The organism is Cryobacterium sp. SO1, from assembly GCF_004210215.2.
GTDB lineage: Bacteria > Actinomycetota > Actinomycetes > Actinomycetales > Microbacteriaceae > Cryobacterium.
Window position 1 is genome coordinate 2,880,651 of record NZ_CP067394.1, and the last position, 15,854, is coordinate 2,896,504.

Sequence of the window (15,854 nt, forward strand, 5' to 3'; positions counted from 1 at the left end):
CCCGCTCCCGCGACGCATTCATCGTGTGCCACATGCGCCCAGGCTGCCCAGAGAGAGCTAGCCGCGCTTCTTCGACTTGAACAGCCCCGCGATGCTACCGCCCACCGAGTCCGCCGCACCGGCGATGGCACCGCCGACGCCCTTGACGGCGGTCAGCGCCTGCGCCTCATCCGGGATACCGTCCCCGTCGATGTCCACACTCCGGAACACGCGGGTCACAGTCCCGGCCGCCGACGCAACACCGGTCCCCACTGCGACGGCACTCGTCGCGACACCGCCTCCGACGGTGCTGGCAGTATCGGAGATCCAGGTTCCCGTCGCTTTCGCTGCATCGTCCAGAGCAGCCAGTGCCCGGTTCGGCTCGGCCTCGCGGTCATCGGCATCAGGCGTCACCGGAACGGCCAGGTGCGCGGGGAACTCGTCGGGGGCAGCGGCAAAGGCGGACCGGGAGGCTACGATGACCTCGCGTCCGAACAGAAAGCGCGTGACGCCTCCTGCCAAGGCTCCCACGCCATATTCGATGGTGGCCTGCTGCTTCCCACTCAGCGTGTCCCGCACAGTGTCGAGCTGGCCGGTTTGGATGGTCTGAACAAGGCTTTGCGCCGCGCCCTCCGGAAGCGTGTCAGAGAGCGTGTTCGCCCAATGTGACCAGTCCGTGCGGCCAGCTGCGATCTTGTGCCCGACAGCGGTGACACCCTGTGACGACACGTCCGCGAGGTCCGCCGCCATCGTCGCGATCTGTTGAGGGCTGACGCGGCCGTTCGACAGCCCGTAAACCAGCGCGTGAGCCTGGTCCTGGTCGAGGTCCATGCCGTGGATGTCGGCGATTGCGAGTGCGAAGATCGCGGTGATCTCAAACTGCAGCTGTTCGTCACCCGCTGGGAGGAACGCTGCTGCTCGCTGAGCGCCGGTCTTCGCCACGCCCAACGCCATGCTCTTGGCGGCCATCTTCGCAGCCGACTTAGCCGCTACCTTCGTGACTTCTTTGGTGGCCTTCTTGGCGGCCTGTTGGCCCGCGCTCTTGGCGCCGGCTGCGGCGGCCCCAACGACGGGGATCAGCGCGATGCCGACGTCGGCAGCGATCGCTCCGGCGGCGATGACCGCGCCCGCGGTGGTAATCGACGTGCCATAGTGACGCTCGAGCATCTGGATCACCTCGGCGGGCGTCGCCTCCGGATGCCGGCGACGAAGCCGCATCACGTACTTGCGAGCGATTGAATGCCGGGCGCTCACCGCCTTCGCGATGTCACGCGCGGCTTCTTCCTCAACAATCTCCGCCTCCAGCATGAAGGGCACGATGTCGGTCATTCGGGGTTCCTGTCTAGCAATCGGCTCGATCTACGCCGCTTAGGCGAGGACCGATTCCTGAAGCGCTCTGTTGCTCGAAGCCGGCGAATCAGCCGCCACGTTGAGCGCGATCTGCACGAACAAAGCGCCGAGCGGGCCGAGCAGGAAGAGAAGCCAGAACGCGCCGTGCCGGCCGAGTCCACCATTGGTGGCTTCCTCGACTCCGACGGCAAGCTTCCACTCCCACCAGATGCTGACGACCGGCAGAATCAGCAGCCAGGCCGTGGGGATCCTGCTGTGCGCGACGAGATTGATCTCGTTCTTGGTTTTGACAAACCACACCAACGTGTAGATGCCGAAGGTGACGAAGGGCAAAAGCAGCGGCGCTGCGGGACTACGACGTTTCATGAGCTTCCCCCGGTGTTGATGATCAATAGTCAGCGTCGCATCCCGGCTAGGTGAGCCCTGACCACGTCCTACCCCCAGTCCGGGTCTCACCGGGTCACTCCCGTTGCGCGACCGTACCCCAACCGAAAGACTGACCAGCGGGGGTCGCACGTGCGTCACTCACGAGGAGCACCGGATGGCCGAGCAGTCAGAAGATCAGGTTGGGGTCTATCTGGACTTCGACAACATCGTCATCTCCCGCTACAACCAGCTTCACGGAACCAATCAGTTCGCCAAAGACAAGGCCCGCCACCACACCAATGGCCATGCCAAGGCCGACCCCGCGGTCACCGCACGCATCCAGCTGGCGATGATCGATGTGGGCGCCGTGCTCGACTACGCCTCATCGTTTGGCGCCATCGTCATCAGCCGCGCCTACGCCGACTGGTCGGCCGCCGTCAACGCACGCTATCAGCGGCAACTCACCGACCGCGCAGTCGATCTCATTCAGCTCTTCCCCACGGTGGCGTCGCTCAAGAACGGGGCGGACATCCGCCTGGCCATCGACGTGATGGAGGATTCGTTCCGTTCCGCCGACCTCAGCCACATCGTCATCGTCGCCGGCGACTCGGACTACATCCCGCTCGCCCAACGCTGCAAGCGGCTCGGGCGGTACGTCATCGGTATCGGCGTGTCCGGCGCGACCAGTACCGCCCTGGCTGCGGCCTGCCACGAGTTCGCCGACTACGACTCCCTGCCCGGAGTGGTGAGTGCGGCACTGCTCACCGAGTCGCCGATCGAGCCAACGGATGCGCCGGTGCCAGCGCCTTCAGTGCCAGCCGTCACGACGCCGAACGCCGGATTGCCGAGTAAGGATTCGTCGAGCCCAGCCGCTCGCAAAGCCGCAACCGCCCTGCTCGTGAGAGCGATGGACTTACTCGCCAAGAATGACCAGGACTGGCAGCATGCCTCCACTCTCAAGCAGCAGATGAAGCGCATGGACCCGTCGTTCCAGGAACGCACGCTGGGATTCCGTCAGTTCTCGGATTTCCTCAAGTCCCGCCACGCGGCGATCGAGATTGACCAGAAGAGCCCGTCCAGCCCGATTCTGTTGCGCCTACGGAGCTGAACCTTCCGGAGAGATTGCACGCCTTCTTTCCTTCCAGGCTCCGACAACCCGCCGCCAGCCGACCTACCGCTCCTCAGTGTCGCGGTCACACCGAGCGAGTTGCCGAGGTCGCTAGTGTCGAGGCCATGACTGAGGACGCCACCGTCGCGGCCCACAGCGCCCGGCGTTAAACTTCGAGTATGTCCAACCCCTTCGATGACCCTGACCTCCGAAACGCCTTTGGCGCAGCAGGCATAGTTCACCAGCCAGGCATGGCCAATGATCTACTGCAGGAAATGGCACCGCTTCTCGCTGAAGACGGCATCGATATCAATGATCCGTCGACCTTCGACATGGCCTCTCTCAACACGGCGCTTAGCCGCGCGGTTGAGCGAACGAATCTGGAACGATTTACCCCGATTGGTGTGACCAGGTCCAATGCGTTGAGCGTGCTCCGATCGACGTCGGAGGCCATCAGCGCGAGCAAAACGCAGGATGCGCAGGCCACAATCCTGTCCATCGCGCCCGAGCCTAAACAGCCCGGCGAACCATCCGTCGCTCACCTCATCGGAGCCAGCCTCGGCCTGCTCGATTTTTGGCATCGTGATCCGAGTCTCACCCCGCTACTGGTTCGTACCCGGGTTCCGCGTTGGGCGAGCCGCTCCAGGGCCGCGGGCACGGACATCGTCGCCCTGGCCCGAAAGGGTCGGGCCTTCGAGTCGATTGCGGCTCTTCACGGCCGTTACGACGGACTGACGATCCTTGAGGGAAGCATCCTCGCGGTCGCTGGAACCCTCCACACCTGGGCTGACGCGACAGACCAGAGCGTGCACGACCTCAACATGGCCGTCCTGGCGGACTAGAAGCGAGTCAGAGCCGGCGAGCGGATGCTGACGGGGCCGACCGCCAGTATCACAGCGCTGTCCGCGCGTCCGTTCTCACTCCTGTGTGGAGCGTTCGCGCTGCCCGGGTTCTCCGCCAAGCTCCGCTTCCAGCACCTCGATCGAGGGCAGGCTGGAGGCGAACTCCTTCGGAAGCGAGTCGGAGATGGTGCTCGTCCACTCTGCCACCCCGATCGGCGCTGAGGAGCTCCGCAGTGCATACTCTGCAACCATGTTGTTCTTCGTCTTGCACAGCAGCAGCCCGATGGCCGGCTGGTCGTCCGGCTGGTCGTCCGGCTGCGCTAGGACCTCGTCCACCGCAGCCATGTACATTCCCAACTGACCGACGAAACCCGGGTCGAACGGCGCGACCTTCAACTCGATCACAACGTAGCAGCGCAGCTTCAGGTGGTAGAACAGCAGGTCGGCAAAGAACTCGTCGCCACCGACCTCCAACCGCACTTGCTGCCCCACGAAGGCGAACCCCTGACCGAGCTCGAGCAGGAACTTCTGCACATGGGCAATCAGCTGCGTCTCCAGCTCCCGTTCGTCGCTTCGACCGGTCATCGCGACGAAGTCAAGGATGTAGGGATCCTTGGTCACCTGCTGCGCAAGGTCAGACTCCGCCGGGGGTAGCGTCGCCGAGAAGTTCGTCACTGCAGCACCGGAGCGTTCATGTAGCCGGGTGGCGATCTGGTGCACCAAAACGTTGCGGGACCACCCTGCATCCACGGCCGCTGCGGTATACCAGAGCCGCAATTCAGCGGCGCCAAGCTTCTCAAGAAGGGCGACGTGGTGGTACCACGGCAATTGTGCAAGCGGCGCTTGCACAATTGCATTCCTCGGCCAGGCCTCAGCGAAGGCTCGCATGTATTTCAGATTGCGCGGCGAGAACCCCGTCGTCCCTGGGAACTCCTCGCGCAGGTCCACGGAAAGCCGGTCGATGACGCGCGACCCCCAGCCTTCCTGCTCCTGGCGCTCAAGAATGTCACGACCGATGGCCCAGTAGGTGGCCACAAGGTGCTGATTGGCAGCAGCAGTCGCCCGAACTCGGCCATCAGCGATCCGCCGAGTGACGGATGCGAGCAGGTCCGGATACCACCGCGGCAGTGCAGACCGAGCGGGCACAGCCGGAATGCGAGTGGATTCATCTTCACGCATGTGAGGAGCCTTTCGTCGATTCGACAGGCACGAGGTCTTCAGGATGCCCGCGACCACCGACATTGAAGGCGAACGCTCCCCTTCCCCGGCACCACGCCTCCGGTGCATCGAACCGTTCCCGCGCCCGCTGCACCTCGGCCCACCCATCGACGAAGTCAGCCTGCCGAAGCCGCTGCCACCCGTATCGGTCATCGGCGTGGACTTCCTCTTCGAACCCGACGTGCTCGTGGAACTCGAGGCGTACGCCGTGCTCGACTATGCCAACCCCGCCAACGCCGCAACTCCACTACGGATGCCGTGACCGGGTCACAACGTCCGTCTGCGCCCGCGCGGGCCACCTTTCAACGGGCCCATGCGGCGGTCCGCCGGTATGGCGCCGTTTCGTGCGAGGCGCGCCACCCGCGAAGCGGCGCCTCGAACGCGCAACACGCGGACCGCGACAGGTCCGCCTTCCCTACGCTCCGCACACGCCGGAGGGCGGCCCCGCACCGCGGAGCCGCCCTCTGACGAGACAAACGAACCGAAACTACACGGCCTCAGCCGCCGCTTCCTTCGTGGCCTTGCGCTCCGCCTTCTCGGCGTCGAGCACAGCCTTCTCGGCCGCCTTCTCCGCAGCGATCCACACGTCACGCTTGGCCCCGGGCACCCAGCCCTTGTCCACGACGCGGATCTGGTAGACGATCGCGACGCCGACGAGCACCACGGCGATGAGGATCGCGAGGATGACCGCGAGGCCGCCGCCCACACCGACGCTCACACCCACGAGGGTGCCGAACCAGCCGAAGTCCGCGTCGCCGAAGGTGCTGTTGGCGAAGCCGAAGTCACCGAGCACCAGCAGCAGAATGGCGGGCAGGATGGTGATGATCACGCCGTTGACGAAGCCACCGATCATCGCGCCCAGGCGTCCGCCGGTCGCGTTGCCGTAGACACCGGCTCCACCACCGGTGAAGAAGTGCGGCACCATGCCGGGCAGGATCAGCGCGAGACCGAACACCGGGTTCAGCCACACCGCGAGCACACCGAGCGCGATGAGGCCACCGGCGAAGGAGCTGAGGAAGCCGATCAGCACGGCGTTGGCGCCGAACGGGAACACGATGGGGATGTCCAGGGCCGGGCGGGCTCCGGGGACGACCTTCTCGGCGATGCCCTGGAACGCGGGCACCAGCTCACCGAGCACGGTGCGCACACCGTAGAGGATCACCGCGACGCCCACACCGAACTGCAGCGCCTGCGCAAAGGCGGCCATGATGAACGCGCCGGCGTCGGCGGATCCGAAGATGTCCAGCGCCTCCTGCATCGGCAGGGCGATGAGGCCCCAGATGGCGAAGACCATGTAGATGAGCACCATCGACAGTGACGTGGCCACCATCGAGTCGCGCAGGAACTTCAGGCCCTGGGGGAACTTGATGTCTTCGGTGGACTTGCTGTTGCGGCCCACGACCTGGCCGGCGGCACCGGCGGCGATGTAGCCGAGGGTGCCGAAGTGCCCGATGGCGATGGTGTCGTTGCCGGTGATCTTCTTGGTCCACGGGTGCACGAACGCGGGCATCACGACCATGATCACGCCCAGCAGCAGTGCGCCGATGAGCACTACGAGCCAGCTGGCGCCGTCGCCGAAGCCGACCGAGAGCACCACGGTGAGCATGGTGGCCATGAAGACCATATGGTGTCCGGTGAGGAACACGTATTTGAGAGGAGTGAAGCGAGCCAGCGCGAGCATCACCAGGAACCCGAGGGTGAGCACATAGGCGCTCTGGGCGCCGAACTTGTCCTGCGCGATGGCGGTGATGACCTCGTTGGTGGGGATGACGCCCTGCGCGCCGGTCACCGCGAGGATCAGTTGGCCCAGCGGGTCGAGGGAACCCACCACCACGTTGGCGCCGGCGCCGAGAATCAGGAAGCCGAGGGCCGCCTTGAGCGCCCCGCCGATCACCTGCCCGGAGTTGCGCTTGAGGGCCATCAGCCCGATCGCGGTGATGATGCCGATCAGATACGCGGGCACGTTGAGAATCTGCTGCCCGATGAAATTCAGTACGACGACAAGCCACTCCATTGTGGGAGCTCCTAATTCTGTGAGAGAGAGACGGTAACGGGGTTACTCGACGGCGGCGGTGAGCTTCTCGGTGATCTCCTCGAGATCGAAGAAGTTGTTGATGATGATGACCTCGGCGGGCACATCGCCGAGCTCCTCGGCCAGCTCCTCCGAGGTGAGCACGATCTCGGCGGTCTGCGCGGCGCCACGGGCCACGCCCATGTCGGCGGCTTCAACATCCGCATCGATGCCGAGCTTGGCGAGAACCTTCTCGGCGTTCATTTTGAGCAGCACTGAGGTTCCAATGCCCATTCCACAGACGGCGACGATCTTCATGGGGTGCCTTTCGATTGGGTGAGACAAGTAAGTGAGAAGTGGATGCGTGGGGGCCGGTTTACGCGGCGGCGGCGAGGTCGCCAAGCACGGCGCGCACCTGGTCGGAGGTGTCGGCAGTGCGGAGCTTCTCCATGGCCGGCGCGTCGGAGAGCACCCCGGCCAGGGCCCGCATCACCTGGAGGTGTGCGTCGTGGTCCTTGGCGGCGAGGCCGATCACCAGGGTGACGGGGTCGTTGTGCTTGTTGCCGAACTCCACGGGGGTGGCCAGGCTCACCCAGCTCAGTCCCCCGGTGAGCACGGCGGGTGAGGGGCGGGAGTGCGCGAGGGCGACGCCCGGGGCGATGACGATGTAGGGGCCGTGCTTTTCGACGCCGTCGATCATCTCGTCGGTGTAGGCATCCGTGGTGGCACCGCCGGAGACCAGGCCGTCGCCCGCCAGACGAATCGCCGCGCGCCAGTCGGAGGCGGTCGCCTGGGTCTGGATCGACGACAGCGATTCAGCGAGGTTGAAAGCCACGGGGGAACTCCTTTGTTGGGTGCAAGCCGCTTCGCACGCAAGAGCGACTGGGATGACTGTATAAGCCTAAGCGACCTTTTGTCTACAAGTGCACCAAAGTAATTCGAGAAGTGTGCCCGAGGTCGTCGAACACGGGAACTCGCAGTCGGGGCGGTCGAAAGCGCCGCCGCCCTGTCGAGACAACTACGCCGACTGGGTGCGCAGCGAGACCCCGGCGCCGCCGCCGCGGGTGAGCCGGCTGATGCGGTCGGCGTCGAAGAGGGCGTCCTGCGCGATGAGCGAGGCGCCGGTGACCCCGGCGGTGTGACCGAGCCGGGTCTTCTCCACCACGAGGCCCTGCAGGGCGAAGTCCCGGGCGCCGGCGAAGATGGCCTCCCGGATCGGGCCGAGGAACGGTTCGCCGGCCTGTGCGAGGTTGCCGCCGATCACGACGGCCTGGGGGTTGAGCAGCCCCACCACGTGGGCGAGGCTGCGGCCGATGGCGGTGCCGGTCTCGCCGAGCATCCGCAGCACGTCGGCGTCGCCGGCCAGGGCGAGGGCCACGAGGTCGTTGCTCGTGCGCACGCTGCGGCCCCGGCTCAGCAGCTCCTGGCGCATCACGGCGCCGCTGGCGATCGACTCGAGGCGCTGCATCCGGGCACCATTTGCACCCACCGCGCTGAGGTCGCCGGCTCCGCCGCGGGAGCCGTGGTAGATCGAGCCGTCGAGCACAAAGGCGAGGCCCACGCCGATGCCGGCCTTGAGCACCGCCACGTCGCGGTAGTCGCTCCAGGCCCGGCGCACCTCGGCGAGCGCCATGATGTTCACGTCCCGGTCCACCGCGAAGACGGCGTGGTCGTAGCGGCCGGCGAAGTAGTCCTTCACCAGCACGCCCTCCCACTCGGCGTAGACCTGCGGGGTGGCCAGTTTGCCGGTGACGAAGTCAACCGGGCCGGGCACTCCCACGCCGATGCCCACCACGTCCGCGCGGGTCTTGCCGAGCCTGTCGAGCATGAAATCGAACACCTGGCCGGCCCACTCGAAGATCTGCGCGGGGCCCTCGCTCAGGCCGATGTCGGCCTCGTCTTCACTGAGGATCGTCGACACCAGGTCGGTGATGGCCAGGCGGGTGTGCGAACCGCCGATGTCCACGGCCAGCAGCAGGCCGGCATCCGGGTTCACGGCGAATTCTTCGGGCGGCCGGCCGCCGCGGGAGTCGAGCTGCCCCACGCTCATCACGATGGACGCGTGCAGCAGTTCGTCGAGCCGGCGGGCCAGAGTGATGCGCGACCAGCCGAGCTGCTCGATGAGGTCGGTGCGGGTGGTGGCACGGCCGGAGCGGATGAGGTCAAGCACCACACCCGAACCGGTGGACAGAGCGTGTGCCATGGAATTCCCATCCTTCGAACGCATCCGCCCGGCCTGCGGGTGGTGCAAAACCAACTGTTTGACTTAAGTACATTTGTATACCAAAGTATCTCGCATGGCTACCGAAACGAAGAAGTTCCCGTCACAGACGACGCCCGCCGACCTTGATGCCCGCGCCGTCGCAAGCGCCCAGGCCCTGGCCGCCCACGTGGTGCAGGCCAAAGGACATGGACACGGCGGCACCGCCATGGCATTGGCACCAGTGTCCCACGTGTTGTTCTCCCGAGTTCTGCGCCACACCCCCTCCCACCCCGACTGGCCCGCCCGCGACCGGTTCGTTCTTTCGGCCGGTCACGCCAGTCTTTTGCTCTACACCCAGCTGTTCCTCACCGGCTACGGCCTCACCCTCGACGACCTCGCCAAGAGCCGCACCCTCGGCTCCCAGACCCCCGGGCACCCCGAGGTGCATCACACCGTGGGTGTGGAGATGAGCACCGGCCCGCTCGGCCAGGGTGTCGCCTCCGCGGTGGGCATGGCCATGGCCGCCCGGCACGAAAGCGCCGTGTACACCCCCGGCTCCGCCCTGCTCGACCACACCACCTGGGTGCTGGCCGGCGACGGCTGCCTGCAGGAGGGCGTCTCCGGCGAGGCGTCCAGCCTGGCCGGCACCCTCGGCCTCGACAACCTGGTGCTGATCTGGGACGACAACGGCATCACCATCGACTCCGGCACCGACGAGACCTTCACCGAAGACGTGCGCGCCCGGTACCGGGCCTACGGATGGCGGGTGCTCGAGATCGACACCCCCACCGACCTCGAGACCGTCGAGGCCACCCTGCACAAGGCCGCCGAACGCACCGGCCGCCCCACCCTGGTCGCCCTCCGCACCGTGATCGGCGCACCCTCGGCCAAGTTCGGCGGCACCTCCGCCGCGCACTCGGGCGGTTTCGGCGCCGACGAGCTCGCCGTGGTGAAGACCAGCCTGGGCTTCGCCCCAGACGCTCCGATTGAGGACCTCGTCTCCCCCGAGACCCTCGAGCACACCCGCGAGGCGCTGGCCCGCGGCGAACGGATGCACACCGCCTGGGAGGCCGACCTCGCCGCCTGGGCCGCCCGGGAGCCCGAGGCGGCCGCCCGGTGGCGGGCCTTCCGCGGCGGCGAGGTCGATACCGCCGCCCTCGACACGGTGAAGCTCGGCGAGCCCGGCGACCTGATCGCCACCCGCAAGACCAACGGCGCCGTACTCCGAGCCCTGCAGGGCTCGGCTCCGCTCTGGGGCGGCTCGGCCGACCTCGCCGGGTCCACCACCGTGGAGGTTGACGGCGCCAGGTTCTCCGCCGCCAACCCCGCCGGCGAGTTCATCCGGTTCGGCATCCGCGAACACGCCATGGCCGCCATTCTCAACGGCATCGCCCTGCAGGGTCCGTGGCGCCCGTTCGCCTCCACCTACCTGGTGTTCAGCGACTACATGCGCCCGAGCATCCGCCTCGGCGCGCTGATGGGTCTCGGCGCGGTCTACGTGTACACCCACGACTCCGTGGCCGTCGGCGAGGACGGCCCCACCCACCAGCCGGTCGAGCAGATCGCGTCGCTCCGCACCGTCCCGGGCCTCGACGTCGTGCGCCCCGCCGACTCCGTGGAGGTCGTCGCCGCCTGGCGCCGCATCCTCGCCTCCCCCAACCGTCCGGTCGCCCTCATCCTCAGCCGGCAAGACCTGCCCGTGCTGCCCAGCACCGAGCGCACGCAAGCAGGGGTCACGGCCGGCGGCTACGTGCGCTGGCAGCACGGCGACGGCGGCGACCTGGCGATCCTCGCCACCGGCAGCGAGGTGCACCTCGCCATCGAAGCCGCCACCCGGCTGGCCGACGAAGGCGTCAACGCCCGCGTGGTCTCGATGCCCTGCGTCGAGTGGTTCGCCGAGCAGACCGCCGAGTACCGCGAGTCGGTGCTGCCCGCAGCCCTCCGCGCTCGGGTCGCGGTGGAGGCCGGCCGCGGCGACGCCTGGTACCGCTGGGTGGGCCTGGACGGCCGAGTGGTCTCGGTCGAGGAGTTCGGCGAGTCCGGCAGCGGCCCCGAGGTGCTGCGCCTGCGTGGCATCCACTTCGACGCGGTCATCGCCGCCGCGCACGCCACCCTCGCCACCGCATCCGGCGACCCCGCCACGGCCCACGGCACCCCCGAACTCGTCACCAGCTAAGGACGCGCCCCATGACTTCCCTCTACCCCGACGCCGCCACCGTCGCCCGCATGATCGACCACACCCTGCTCAAGCCCGAGGCCACCGCCGCCGACGTGACCGCCCTCATCGCCGAGGCCATTGAGCTGGGCACCTACTCGGTGTGCGTCTCCCCCTCGATGCTGCCGCTGACCATCCCCGCCGGCACCGACCTCAAGGTCGCCGTCGTCTGCGGCTTCCCAAGCGGCAAGCACCACAGCAGCATCAAGGCCGCCGAAGCCGCCCTCGCCATCGAGCAGGGCGCCGACGAGATCGACATGGTCATCGACGTCGGCGCCGCCAAGGCCGGCCGCTTCGCCGATGTGCAGGCCGACATCGCGGCCGTGCGCGCCAGCGTGCCGGGTCCAAAGGTGCTCAAGGTGATCATCGAGTCCGCGGCGCTGACGGATGCCGAGATCGTCGCCGTTTGCCAGGCGGCAGTGGCCGCGGGCGCCGACTTCGTCAAGACCTCCACCGGCTTCCACCCCGCCGGTGGCGCGACCGTGCATGCGGTGCAGCTGATGATGCAGACCGTGGGCGACCGGGCCCAGGTGAAGCCCTCGGGCGGGGTGCGCAGCCTCGCCGACGCCGTGGCCATGTTCGATGCCGGCGCCACGCGGCTCGGAGTCTCCGGCAGCACTGCGGTCCTCTCGCACGCCGCCGCGGTCGACCTGGCAGGCAGCTACTGATCCCACCGCTCGGCGACACCTGTCTTGGTGACGCCGTTGACCTGTCAAGTATGCACGATTCCTACCCATGGCCCGCGCGGTACTTCTGCGGGCTCCCTACGACCCAAAAATCGTTCGGACAACTCCCCCAAACAGGTTGGCACCAGTGCGCAGCTCCAGTACGTCCACACACACAACTCGAATTACGAGTGGGGCGGCCTAAAACAGCTCGACGGGGCTGTCGGTCATCGGTCCCCTCGGAAGATTGTCCAGAAATGCGTGCAGTGCCCCCGGAGCTCGGATTGGTGTTGCCCCAGCTTCTAGGAGCATTCTGTTTCCTGCTGGCGTGGCATCTCCGAAGTCCACGACCATGACTGGTCGGCCAAGTTTCATAGCGCCCTCACCGGCGGCTAGCGTTCCACCTTTCTCGCCCGCTTCAATCACCACGAGAGCCCTGGACAACCCGAAAATGATGCTGTTTCTCGCCATAGCTGCGTGGGCCTGCCATGGCTGCGTGGGGGAGAATTGTGAGATCACGAGGGTGCGCTCGGGGTCAAAATCCTCGGCAAACTCTCGTTTGATTCGAAAATGGTCTATGCCTTCTGCGAGAACAATGACTGTGCGGCCTCCGTTTTGGAGCGCCGCGAGATGCGTGGCAGTGTCAACTCCTTTTGCATAGCCGGACACGATCGTAAGGTCTCTCAGACTCACGGCAGCCCCGCAGCGGTCCGCAGCGATGAGGCCTTGCCTCGAAGCGTGTCGGGAGCCGCACATGCCGACTCCATCGGAGTACAGGAGGTCTTTGTTTCCCTTGAAGAACAGGACTGGCGCAAGTGGCTTGCCGTTAGCAACAAGCATTCCCGGAAAGTCCGAATCACCATAGATAACCGCTCGTACCCCGTCGGAGTGCAGCTGAGACGCTTTGAGATCGGAATTTGCTGCCATCGATGATTCAGCTGCGCGAGCCGCTTGCGCTATAGCGTCACGGCCTCCTGCTTTCAGCGCCGCAGCAATACGCGCCGGGGTTCTGAGAACACCGAACGCGAGGAGAGCGAGTTTTAGCGAGAGAAGTTCTGATTCCATTAATTACTAATCGTTCGGGCCACTGCCAACGAGAATACGCTGTTGGCGCCGGCCCTCCGAGCCGCAGCTCCAGCTCCTCGAGCACTACCACCTGATTGATAGACGTCATCGATGACGATCACCGTTCCCCAGAGCGCCAGATCCACTTCGAAGGAATGTGAAAGGTCCTGTTTAACCTCTTTTTGAGCAGGACGGGGGCCATCGGACCTAGACTCCACAAATTTGATGCCGACTCTGCGAGCGACTTCTCTGGCAAGAATCTCGCCGAAGCTCTCGCCGTCTCCGAGATGTCCCGGTGCAGCGATGATGGTCTCCGCAGATGAATACAGCGGGTGGCTGGAGATGAACTCCGAGAGCCCGCCCACCATTCGTTGCCGAGCTCTGCGTGAGTTGCTCCATTCAGGATGCGTTGCGTGCTTTGTCCAGTTGATGCAATCCCCCATCTCCGTGTGGACGAGATCTTCGCCACCCGGGACCGTGTACCAGTCGAGCGCTATGGCAATGTCTACGAACTCGGGGCATGGAATTGATAGGACCTCCGTCAGGATGCCAAGCAGCTGACGGACGTCCGGCCCCACGCCAGCAGGGAATTCAAGCACGTGCGTCCAGTTCTTGGTTCCGCTCTCGGTGAGCTCGCGCGCTCTGAAGCGCGAATCAGCCAAATTGGCAATCTGCTCATACGCTTCGTGCGGGCCACACAGAAACAGCAGATCGCCGGGCTTCTCCCTAGAGTTCGCGCTGATTTTGTATCGCTCCACTTTTCCCCCTCGCCTGTTTGGGATATACGGGGGAAGCTCGAAGTCTGTCAGCCTGGTCAAGTTACGCTTTCCGTTTGATTTCTGCTCGTGTTCTCTACTTTGGCCGCGCACAGGTTCGGTGGGCTAGTCCCCCTTTAGGTCACTTGAGGGTGGGCAGAACGCTGGCCTGCGAGGTCCAAACTCGGCGATTGCCGCCACCCCGACCTGGCCACTCGCGTTCCAGTACCGGGCATTCTTTCTCGGGTTGAGTTCGTTCTTTGCGAAGAAGTCACCCGCGAAGGAGCCGCCCTATCGATTCGGCAGATGTGTCCCAAGTCTCTACCCCAATCGTTGTGTGGCCGAAGGCCACCAGCTGGTAAGACTCTCGCAATGGGCGGCAGCGCCACATCCCAATTCCCGTCCGGTCATGCCATGGTTTAGCGTTCCCTGGTTCCGGTAGTCTCGAAGTGCAGGACCAGTTCGACGTGATCCTGAAGGACTGACGAGTGTCACAAGTCCGTCGCTAGCAGGTTGCTCGTGAATCGTCGCCCCGAGGGAAGCCCGCAACAGCCCTCCATTACTGGGATGAGGTAGCTATGCACGACATCGACGTGCGCATTGCGCTCCACGAGAGACTCCAACGGACTCATCGCAGAGAGCTTTCATCGACACGATTCGTAAACGAACTTGGTGTCGCCGGAGAAGTCCGAATCGACTTGGCCGTCTTGAACGGAGCGTTCTCAGGTTATGAGATCAAGAGCGCTTCCGATAATCTACGTCGGCTTCCGCGACAAGTGCAGGGATACTCAAAGGTGCTTGACTACTGCACGTTAGTTGTAGCCAGCGGCCATGTCGTTCACGCAGCTGCACTCTTGCCCACCTGGTGGGGAGTCATCGAGGCTCAGTCGACGCCAAGAGGTATTCGACTTCGGCGAGTGAAGCCCGCGCAGCTTAATCGTCAGATCGACCCTTGGTTCCTCGCTACACTCCTTTGGCGGGATGAAGCGCTGGAACTCCTAGACCGTTCTGGAAGCGCCAAAGGGTTGCGCGGCAAAGCGAACCATCACCTGTGGGAACGGCTCGTCGAGGTTACACCGCCGAAAAACCTGAAGGCCGACGTGCGCGAAACGCTGAAGGCTAGGGCATCGTGGCGAGTTGATGGCTGACGGATTCGATGTGACGCAAGGTACCCCAGGTCCTCCATGTCTCCGGTCCGCCCGGAGTTGCCCTGCCCGAAAGCACGTCCCCAACCCATGTGTCCATAGCCGTAAGAATGGGATCTCCGAAGCTTGGGTGCGCGACTAGGAGATCCAAAGCCGGAATAAGCGCGGCTCCCCCACGGCTCTTACCTGCCGGCCCCTTGAAGAGCTCGCCCTTGGCGATGAGCCATCGGTCGCTGGTGGTGTATCGCATGAGCGCGCTTATGCTCAAGAATCGGGGATCGACACCAACATCGATGAAACTGGGGTTCTGTATCGCATTGTCGAAAAAGTCCATTGGGGACAGGCCTGCAAGCTTGCGCTTAGCGAACACTGCCTGAAAGAGCGTCCAGTCTTCCCTGAGGTGCTCGCTTACCCCCCTTGCCAGGCCCGTCGTGTCCGGGAATCCGGCACCGCCAACAGTCCGAGACCCCTCTGCGTCAGGCTGTTCGTGAGTCAGTTCACGATCAGTAGGAGGCAAGAGCATGTCGATAACCCCAGGGTTCACCGCGGTAGAGATCCGCAGGTTCGTTCACGAGTATGACGGGTTGGCGTATGGGCAAAAGAGCCCGTGGTTAGCGGAGCGCAAGCTATCCAGGCACCGGCTGGCCCGGTGGCGTGACGCGGTCTATGAGGGTGACCTCGAACGCGGGCTGATTCCGCGAGAGGGTAGTTACATGACTATTCCACCGGGTAAGCGCAGTGCGCTGGAGAAAGCGCGTGCGGCTGAGCAGGCCAGACACGAGGCTGAAGTTGCCGAGCTGACCGCGCGGGTGCGCGAGTTGGAGGGCAGCAACAACGCGTTGGGAAAAGCTATCGGGCTCTTGCACTCGTTGAACGAGGAAGAGCCCGCAGCTACCCTGACGACGACCGATCCCTCGACTTCCTGACCCGGG

At 65.1% G+C, this 15,854-nt stretch carries 17 protein-coding genes; 7 read left to right on the plus strand and 10 right to left on the minus strand.

All coding sequences use genetic code 11. The features are described 5' to 3' along the window. Positions 1-57 precede the first annotated feature (57 nt). Both BJQ95_RS13590 and BJQ95_RS13595 read right to left on the minus strand, forming a co-directional pair. Entirely contained in the window at positions 58-1,308 is a 1,251-nt protein-coding gene (locus tag BJQ95_RS13590; protein WP_130178698.1) for a hypothetical protein, read from the minus strand. Positions 1,309-1,347: 39 nt separating this feature from the next. Further along, positions 1,348-1,695 carry a DUF4234 domain-containing protein gene (locus BJQ95_RS13595; RefSeq protein ID WP_130178697.1) on the minus strand — a complete coding sequence of 116 codons (348 nt, stop codon included), beginning with the start codon at positions 1,693-1,695 and terminating at the stop codon, positions 1,348-1,350. 175 nt (positions 1,696-1,870) lie between these two features. Here BJQ95_RS13595 and BJQ95_RS13600 point away from each other — a divergent pair, with 175 nt between their 5' ends. Both BJQ95_RS13600 and BJQ95_RS13605 read left to right on the plus strand, forming a co-directional pair. Then, positions 1,871-2,803: an NYN domain-containing protein gene (locus BJQ95_RS13600; protein ID WP_130178696.1), complete on the plus strand. Its 933-nt coding sequence runs from the start codon at positions 1,871-1,873 to the stop codon at positions 2,801-2,803. A 179-nt stretch (positions 2,804-2,982) separates the two neighbouring features. Then, entirely contained in the window at positions 2,983-3,645 is a 663-nt protein-coding gene (locus tag BJQ95_RS13605) for a hypothetical protein (protein ID WP_130178695.1), read from the plus strand. Positions 3,646-3,720: 75 nt separating this feature from the next. Here BJQ95_RS13605 and BJQ95_RS13610 read toward each other — a convergent pair whose 3' ends face one another. Next, positions 3,721-4,824 carry a YhcG family protein gene (locus BJQ95_RS13610; RefSeq protein ID WP_130178694.1) on the minus strand — a complete coding sequence of 368 codons (1,104 nt, stop codon included), beginning with the start codon at positions 4,822-4,824 and terminating at the stop codon, positions 3,721-3,723. Between the two features lie 43 nt (positions 4,825-4,867). Between BJQ95_RS13610 and BJQ95_RS13615 the strand changes: the two genes are divergently transcribed. Continuing rightward, entirely contained in the window at positions 4,868-5,125 is a 258-nt protein-coding gene (locus BJQ95_RS13615) for a hypothetical protein (RefSeq protein WP_130178693.1), read from the plus strand. Positions 5,126-5,350: 225 nt separating this feature from the next. Here the strand turns inward: BJQ95_RS13615 and BJQ95_RS13620 are convergent, their stop codons facing one another. From BJQ95_RS13620 to BJQ95_RS13635, 4 genes are all read right to left on the minus strand, one after another. Then, complete coding sequence (locus BJQ95_RS13620; RefSeq protein ID WP_130178692.1) at positions 5,351-6,877, minus strand: PTS ascorbate transporter subunit IIC; 1,527 nt, start codon at positions 6,875-6,877, stop codon at positions 5,351-5,353. A 42-nt stretch (positions 6,878-6,919) separates the two neighbouring features. Next, entirely contained in the window at positions 6,920-7,192 is a 273-nt protein-coding gene (locus BJQ95_RS13625) for a PTS sugar transporter subunit IIB (protein ID WP_066597021.1), read from the minus strand. A gap of 58 nt (positions 7,193-7,250) precedes the next feature. Then, positions 7,251-7,709, minus strand: coding sequence for a PTS sugar transporter subunit IIA (locus tag BJQ95_RS13630; RefSeq protein WP_130178691.1), 459 nt, complete (start codon positions 7,707-7,709; stop codon positions 7,251-7,253). A gap of 183 nt (positions 7,710-7,892) precedes the next feature. Then, complete coding sequence (locus BJQ95_RS13635) at positions 7,893-9,077, minus strand: ROK family protein (protein WP_130178690.1); 1,185 nt, start codon at positions 9,075-9,077, stop codon at positions 7,893-7,895. Between the two features lie 94 nt (positions 9,078-9,171). On the opposite strand from BJQ95_RS13635, the gene tkt reads away from it, so the two are divergent. Together tkt and deoC are read left to right on the plus strand one after the other, a co-directional pair. Then, entirely contained in the window at positions 9,172-11,253 is a 2,082-nt protein-coding gene (gene tkt / locus BJQ95_RS13640) for a transketolase (RefSeq protein ID WP_130178689.1), read from the plus strand. Positions 11,254-11,264: 11 nt separating this feature from the next. After that, the gene (deoC, locus tag BJQ95_RS13645; protein WP_130178688.1) at positions 11,265-11,960 is read left to right on the plus strand and encodes a deoxyribose-phosphate aldolase; all 696 of its coding nucleotides are present in this window, start codon (positions 11,265-11,267) and stop codon (positions 11,958-11,960) included. 198 nt (positions 11,961-12,158) lie between these two features. Here deoC and BJQ95_RS13650 read toward each other — a convergent pair whose 3' ends face one another. Together BJQ95_RS13650 and BJQ95_RS13655 are read right to left on the minus strand one after the other, a co-directional pair. Beyond that, complete coding sequence (locus tag BJQ95_RS13650; protein ID WP_130178687.1) at positions 12,159-13,022, minus strand: DNA-processing protein DprA; 864 nt, start codon at positions 13,020-13,022, stop codon at positions 12,159-12,161. Next, positions 13,022-13,780 (minus strand): hypothetical protein, encoded by a 759-nt coding sequence (locus BJQ95_RS13655; protein WP_130178686.1) that lies wholly within the window; start codon positions 13,778-13,780, stop codon positions 13,022-13,024. Before BJQ95_RS13655 ends, BJQ95_RS13650 begins: the two co-directional genes overlap by 1 nt. A gap of 575 nt (positions 13,781-14,355) precedes the next feature. Between BJQ95_RS13655 and BJQ95_RS13660 the strand changes: the two genes are divergently transcribed. Beyond that, complete coding sequence (locus BJQ95_RS13660) at positions 14,356-14,925, plus strand: sce7726 family protein (RefSeq protein ID WP_130178685.1); 570 nt, start codon at positions 14,356-14,358, stop codon at positions 14,923-14,925. On the opposite strand, the gene BJQ95_RS19570 is transcribed toward BJQ95_RS13660, so the two are convergent. Further along, positions 14,897-15,445, minus strand: coding sequence for a hypothetical protein (locus BJQ95_RS19570; protein ID WP_130178684.1), 549 nt, complete (start codon positions 15,443-15,445; stop codon positions 14,897-14,899). The genes BJQ95_RS13660 and BJQ95_RS19570 overlap by 29 nt on opposite strands. Between BJQ95_RS19570 and BJQ95_RS13665 the strand changes: the two genes are divergently transcribed. Next, positions 15,444-15,848, plus strand: coding sequence for a hypothetical protein (locus BJQ95_RS13665; RefSeq protein ID WP_256041385.1), 405 nt, complete (start codon positions 15,444-15,446; stop codon positions 15,846-15,848). The genes BJQ95_RS19570 and BJQ95_RS13665 overlap by 2 nt on opposite strands. The last annotated feature ends 6 nt before the right edge of the window (positions 15,849-15,854 follow it).

Excerpts from the sequence above, each read along its gene's own strand:
- BJQ95_RS13590 (WP_130178698.1), bottom strand. The coding sequence starts at position 1,308 with ATGACCGACATCGTGCCCTTCATGCTGGAGGCGGAGATTGTTGAGGAA.
- BJQ95_RS13595 (WP_130178697.1), bottom strand. The coding sequence starts at position 1,695 with ATGAAACGTCGTAGTCCCGCAGCGCCGCTGCTTTTGCCCTTCGTCACC.
- BJQ95_RS13600 (WP_130178696.1), top strand. The coding sequence starts at position 1,871 with ATGGCCGAGCAGTCAGAAGATCAGGTTGGGGTCTATCTGGACTTCGAC.
- BJQ95_RS13605 (WP_130178695.1), top strand. The coding sequence starts at position 2,983 with ATGTCCAACCCCTTCGATGACCCTGACCTCCGAAACGCCTTTGGCGCA.
- BJQ95_RS13610 (WP_130178694.1), bottom strand. The coding sequence starts at position 4,824 with ATGCGTGAAGATGAATCCACTCGCATTCCGGCTGTGCCCGCTCGGTCT.
- BJQ95_RS13615 (WP_130178693.1), top strand. The coding sequence starts at position 4,868 with ATGCCCGCGACCACCGACATTGAAGGCGAACGCTCCCCTTCCCCGGCA.
- BJQ95_RS13620 (WP_130178692.1), bottom strand. The coding sequence starts at position 6,877 with ATGGAGTGGCTTGTCGTCGTACTGAATTTCATCGGGCAGCAGATTCTC.
- BJQ95_RS13625 (WP_066597021.1), bottom strand. The coding sequence starts at position 7,192 with ATGAAGATCGTCGCCGTCTGTGGAATGGGCATTGGAACCTCAGTGCTG.
- BJQ95_RS13635 (WP_130178690.1), bottom strand. The coding sequence starts at position 9,077 with ATGGCACACGCTCTGTCCACCGGTTCGGGTGTGGTGCTTGACCTCATC.
- tkt (WP_130178689.1), top strand. The coding sequence starts at position 9,172 with ATGGCTACCGAAACGAAGAAGTTCCCGTCACAGACGACGCCCGCCGAC.
- deoC (WP_130178688.1), top strand. The coding sequence starts at position 11,265 with ATGACTTCCCTCTACCCCGACGCCGCCACCGTCGCCCGCATGATCGAC.
- BJQ95_RS13650 (WP_130178687.1), bottom strand. The coding sequence starts at position 13,022 with ATGGAATCAGAACTTCTCTCGCTAAAACTCGCTCTCCTCGCGTTCGGT.
- BJQ95_RS13660 (WP_130178685.1), top strand. The coding sequence starts at position 14,356 with ATGCACGACATCGACGTGCGCATTGCGCTCCACGAGAGACTCCAACGG.
- BJQ95_RS13665 (WP_256041385.1), top strand. The coding sequence starts at position 15,444 with ATGTCGATAACCCCAGGGTTCACCGCGGTAGAGATCCGCAGGTTCGTT.
- BJQ95_RS19570 (WP_130178684.1), bottom strand. The coding sequence starts at position 15,445 with ATGCTCTTGCCTCCTACTGATCGTGAACTGACTCACGAACAGCCTGAC.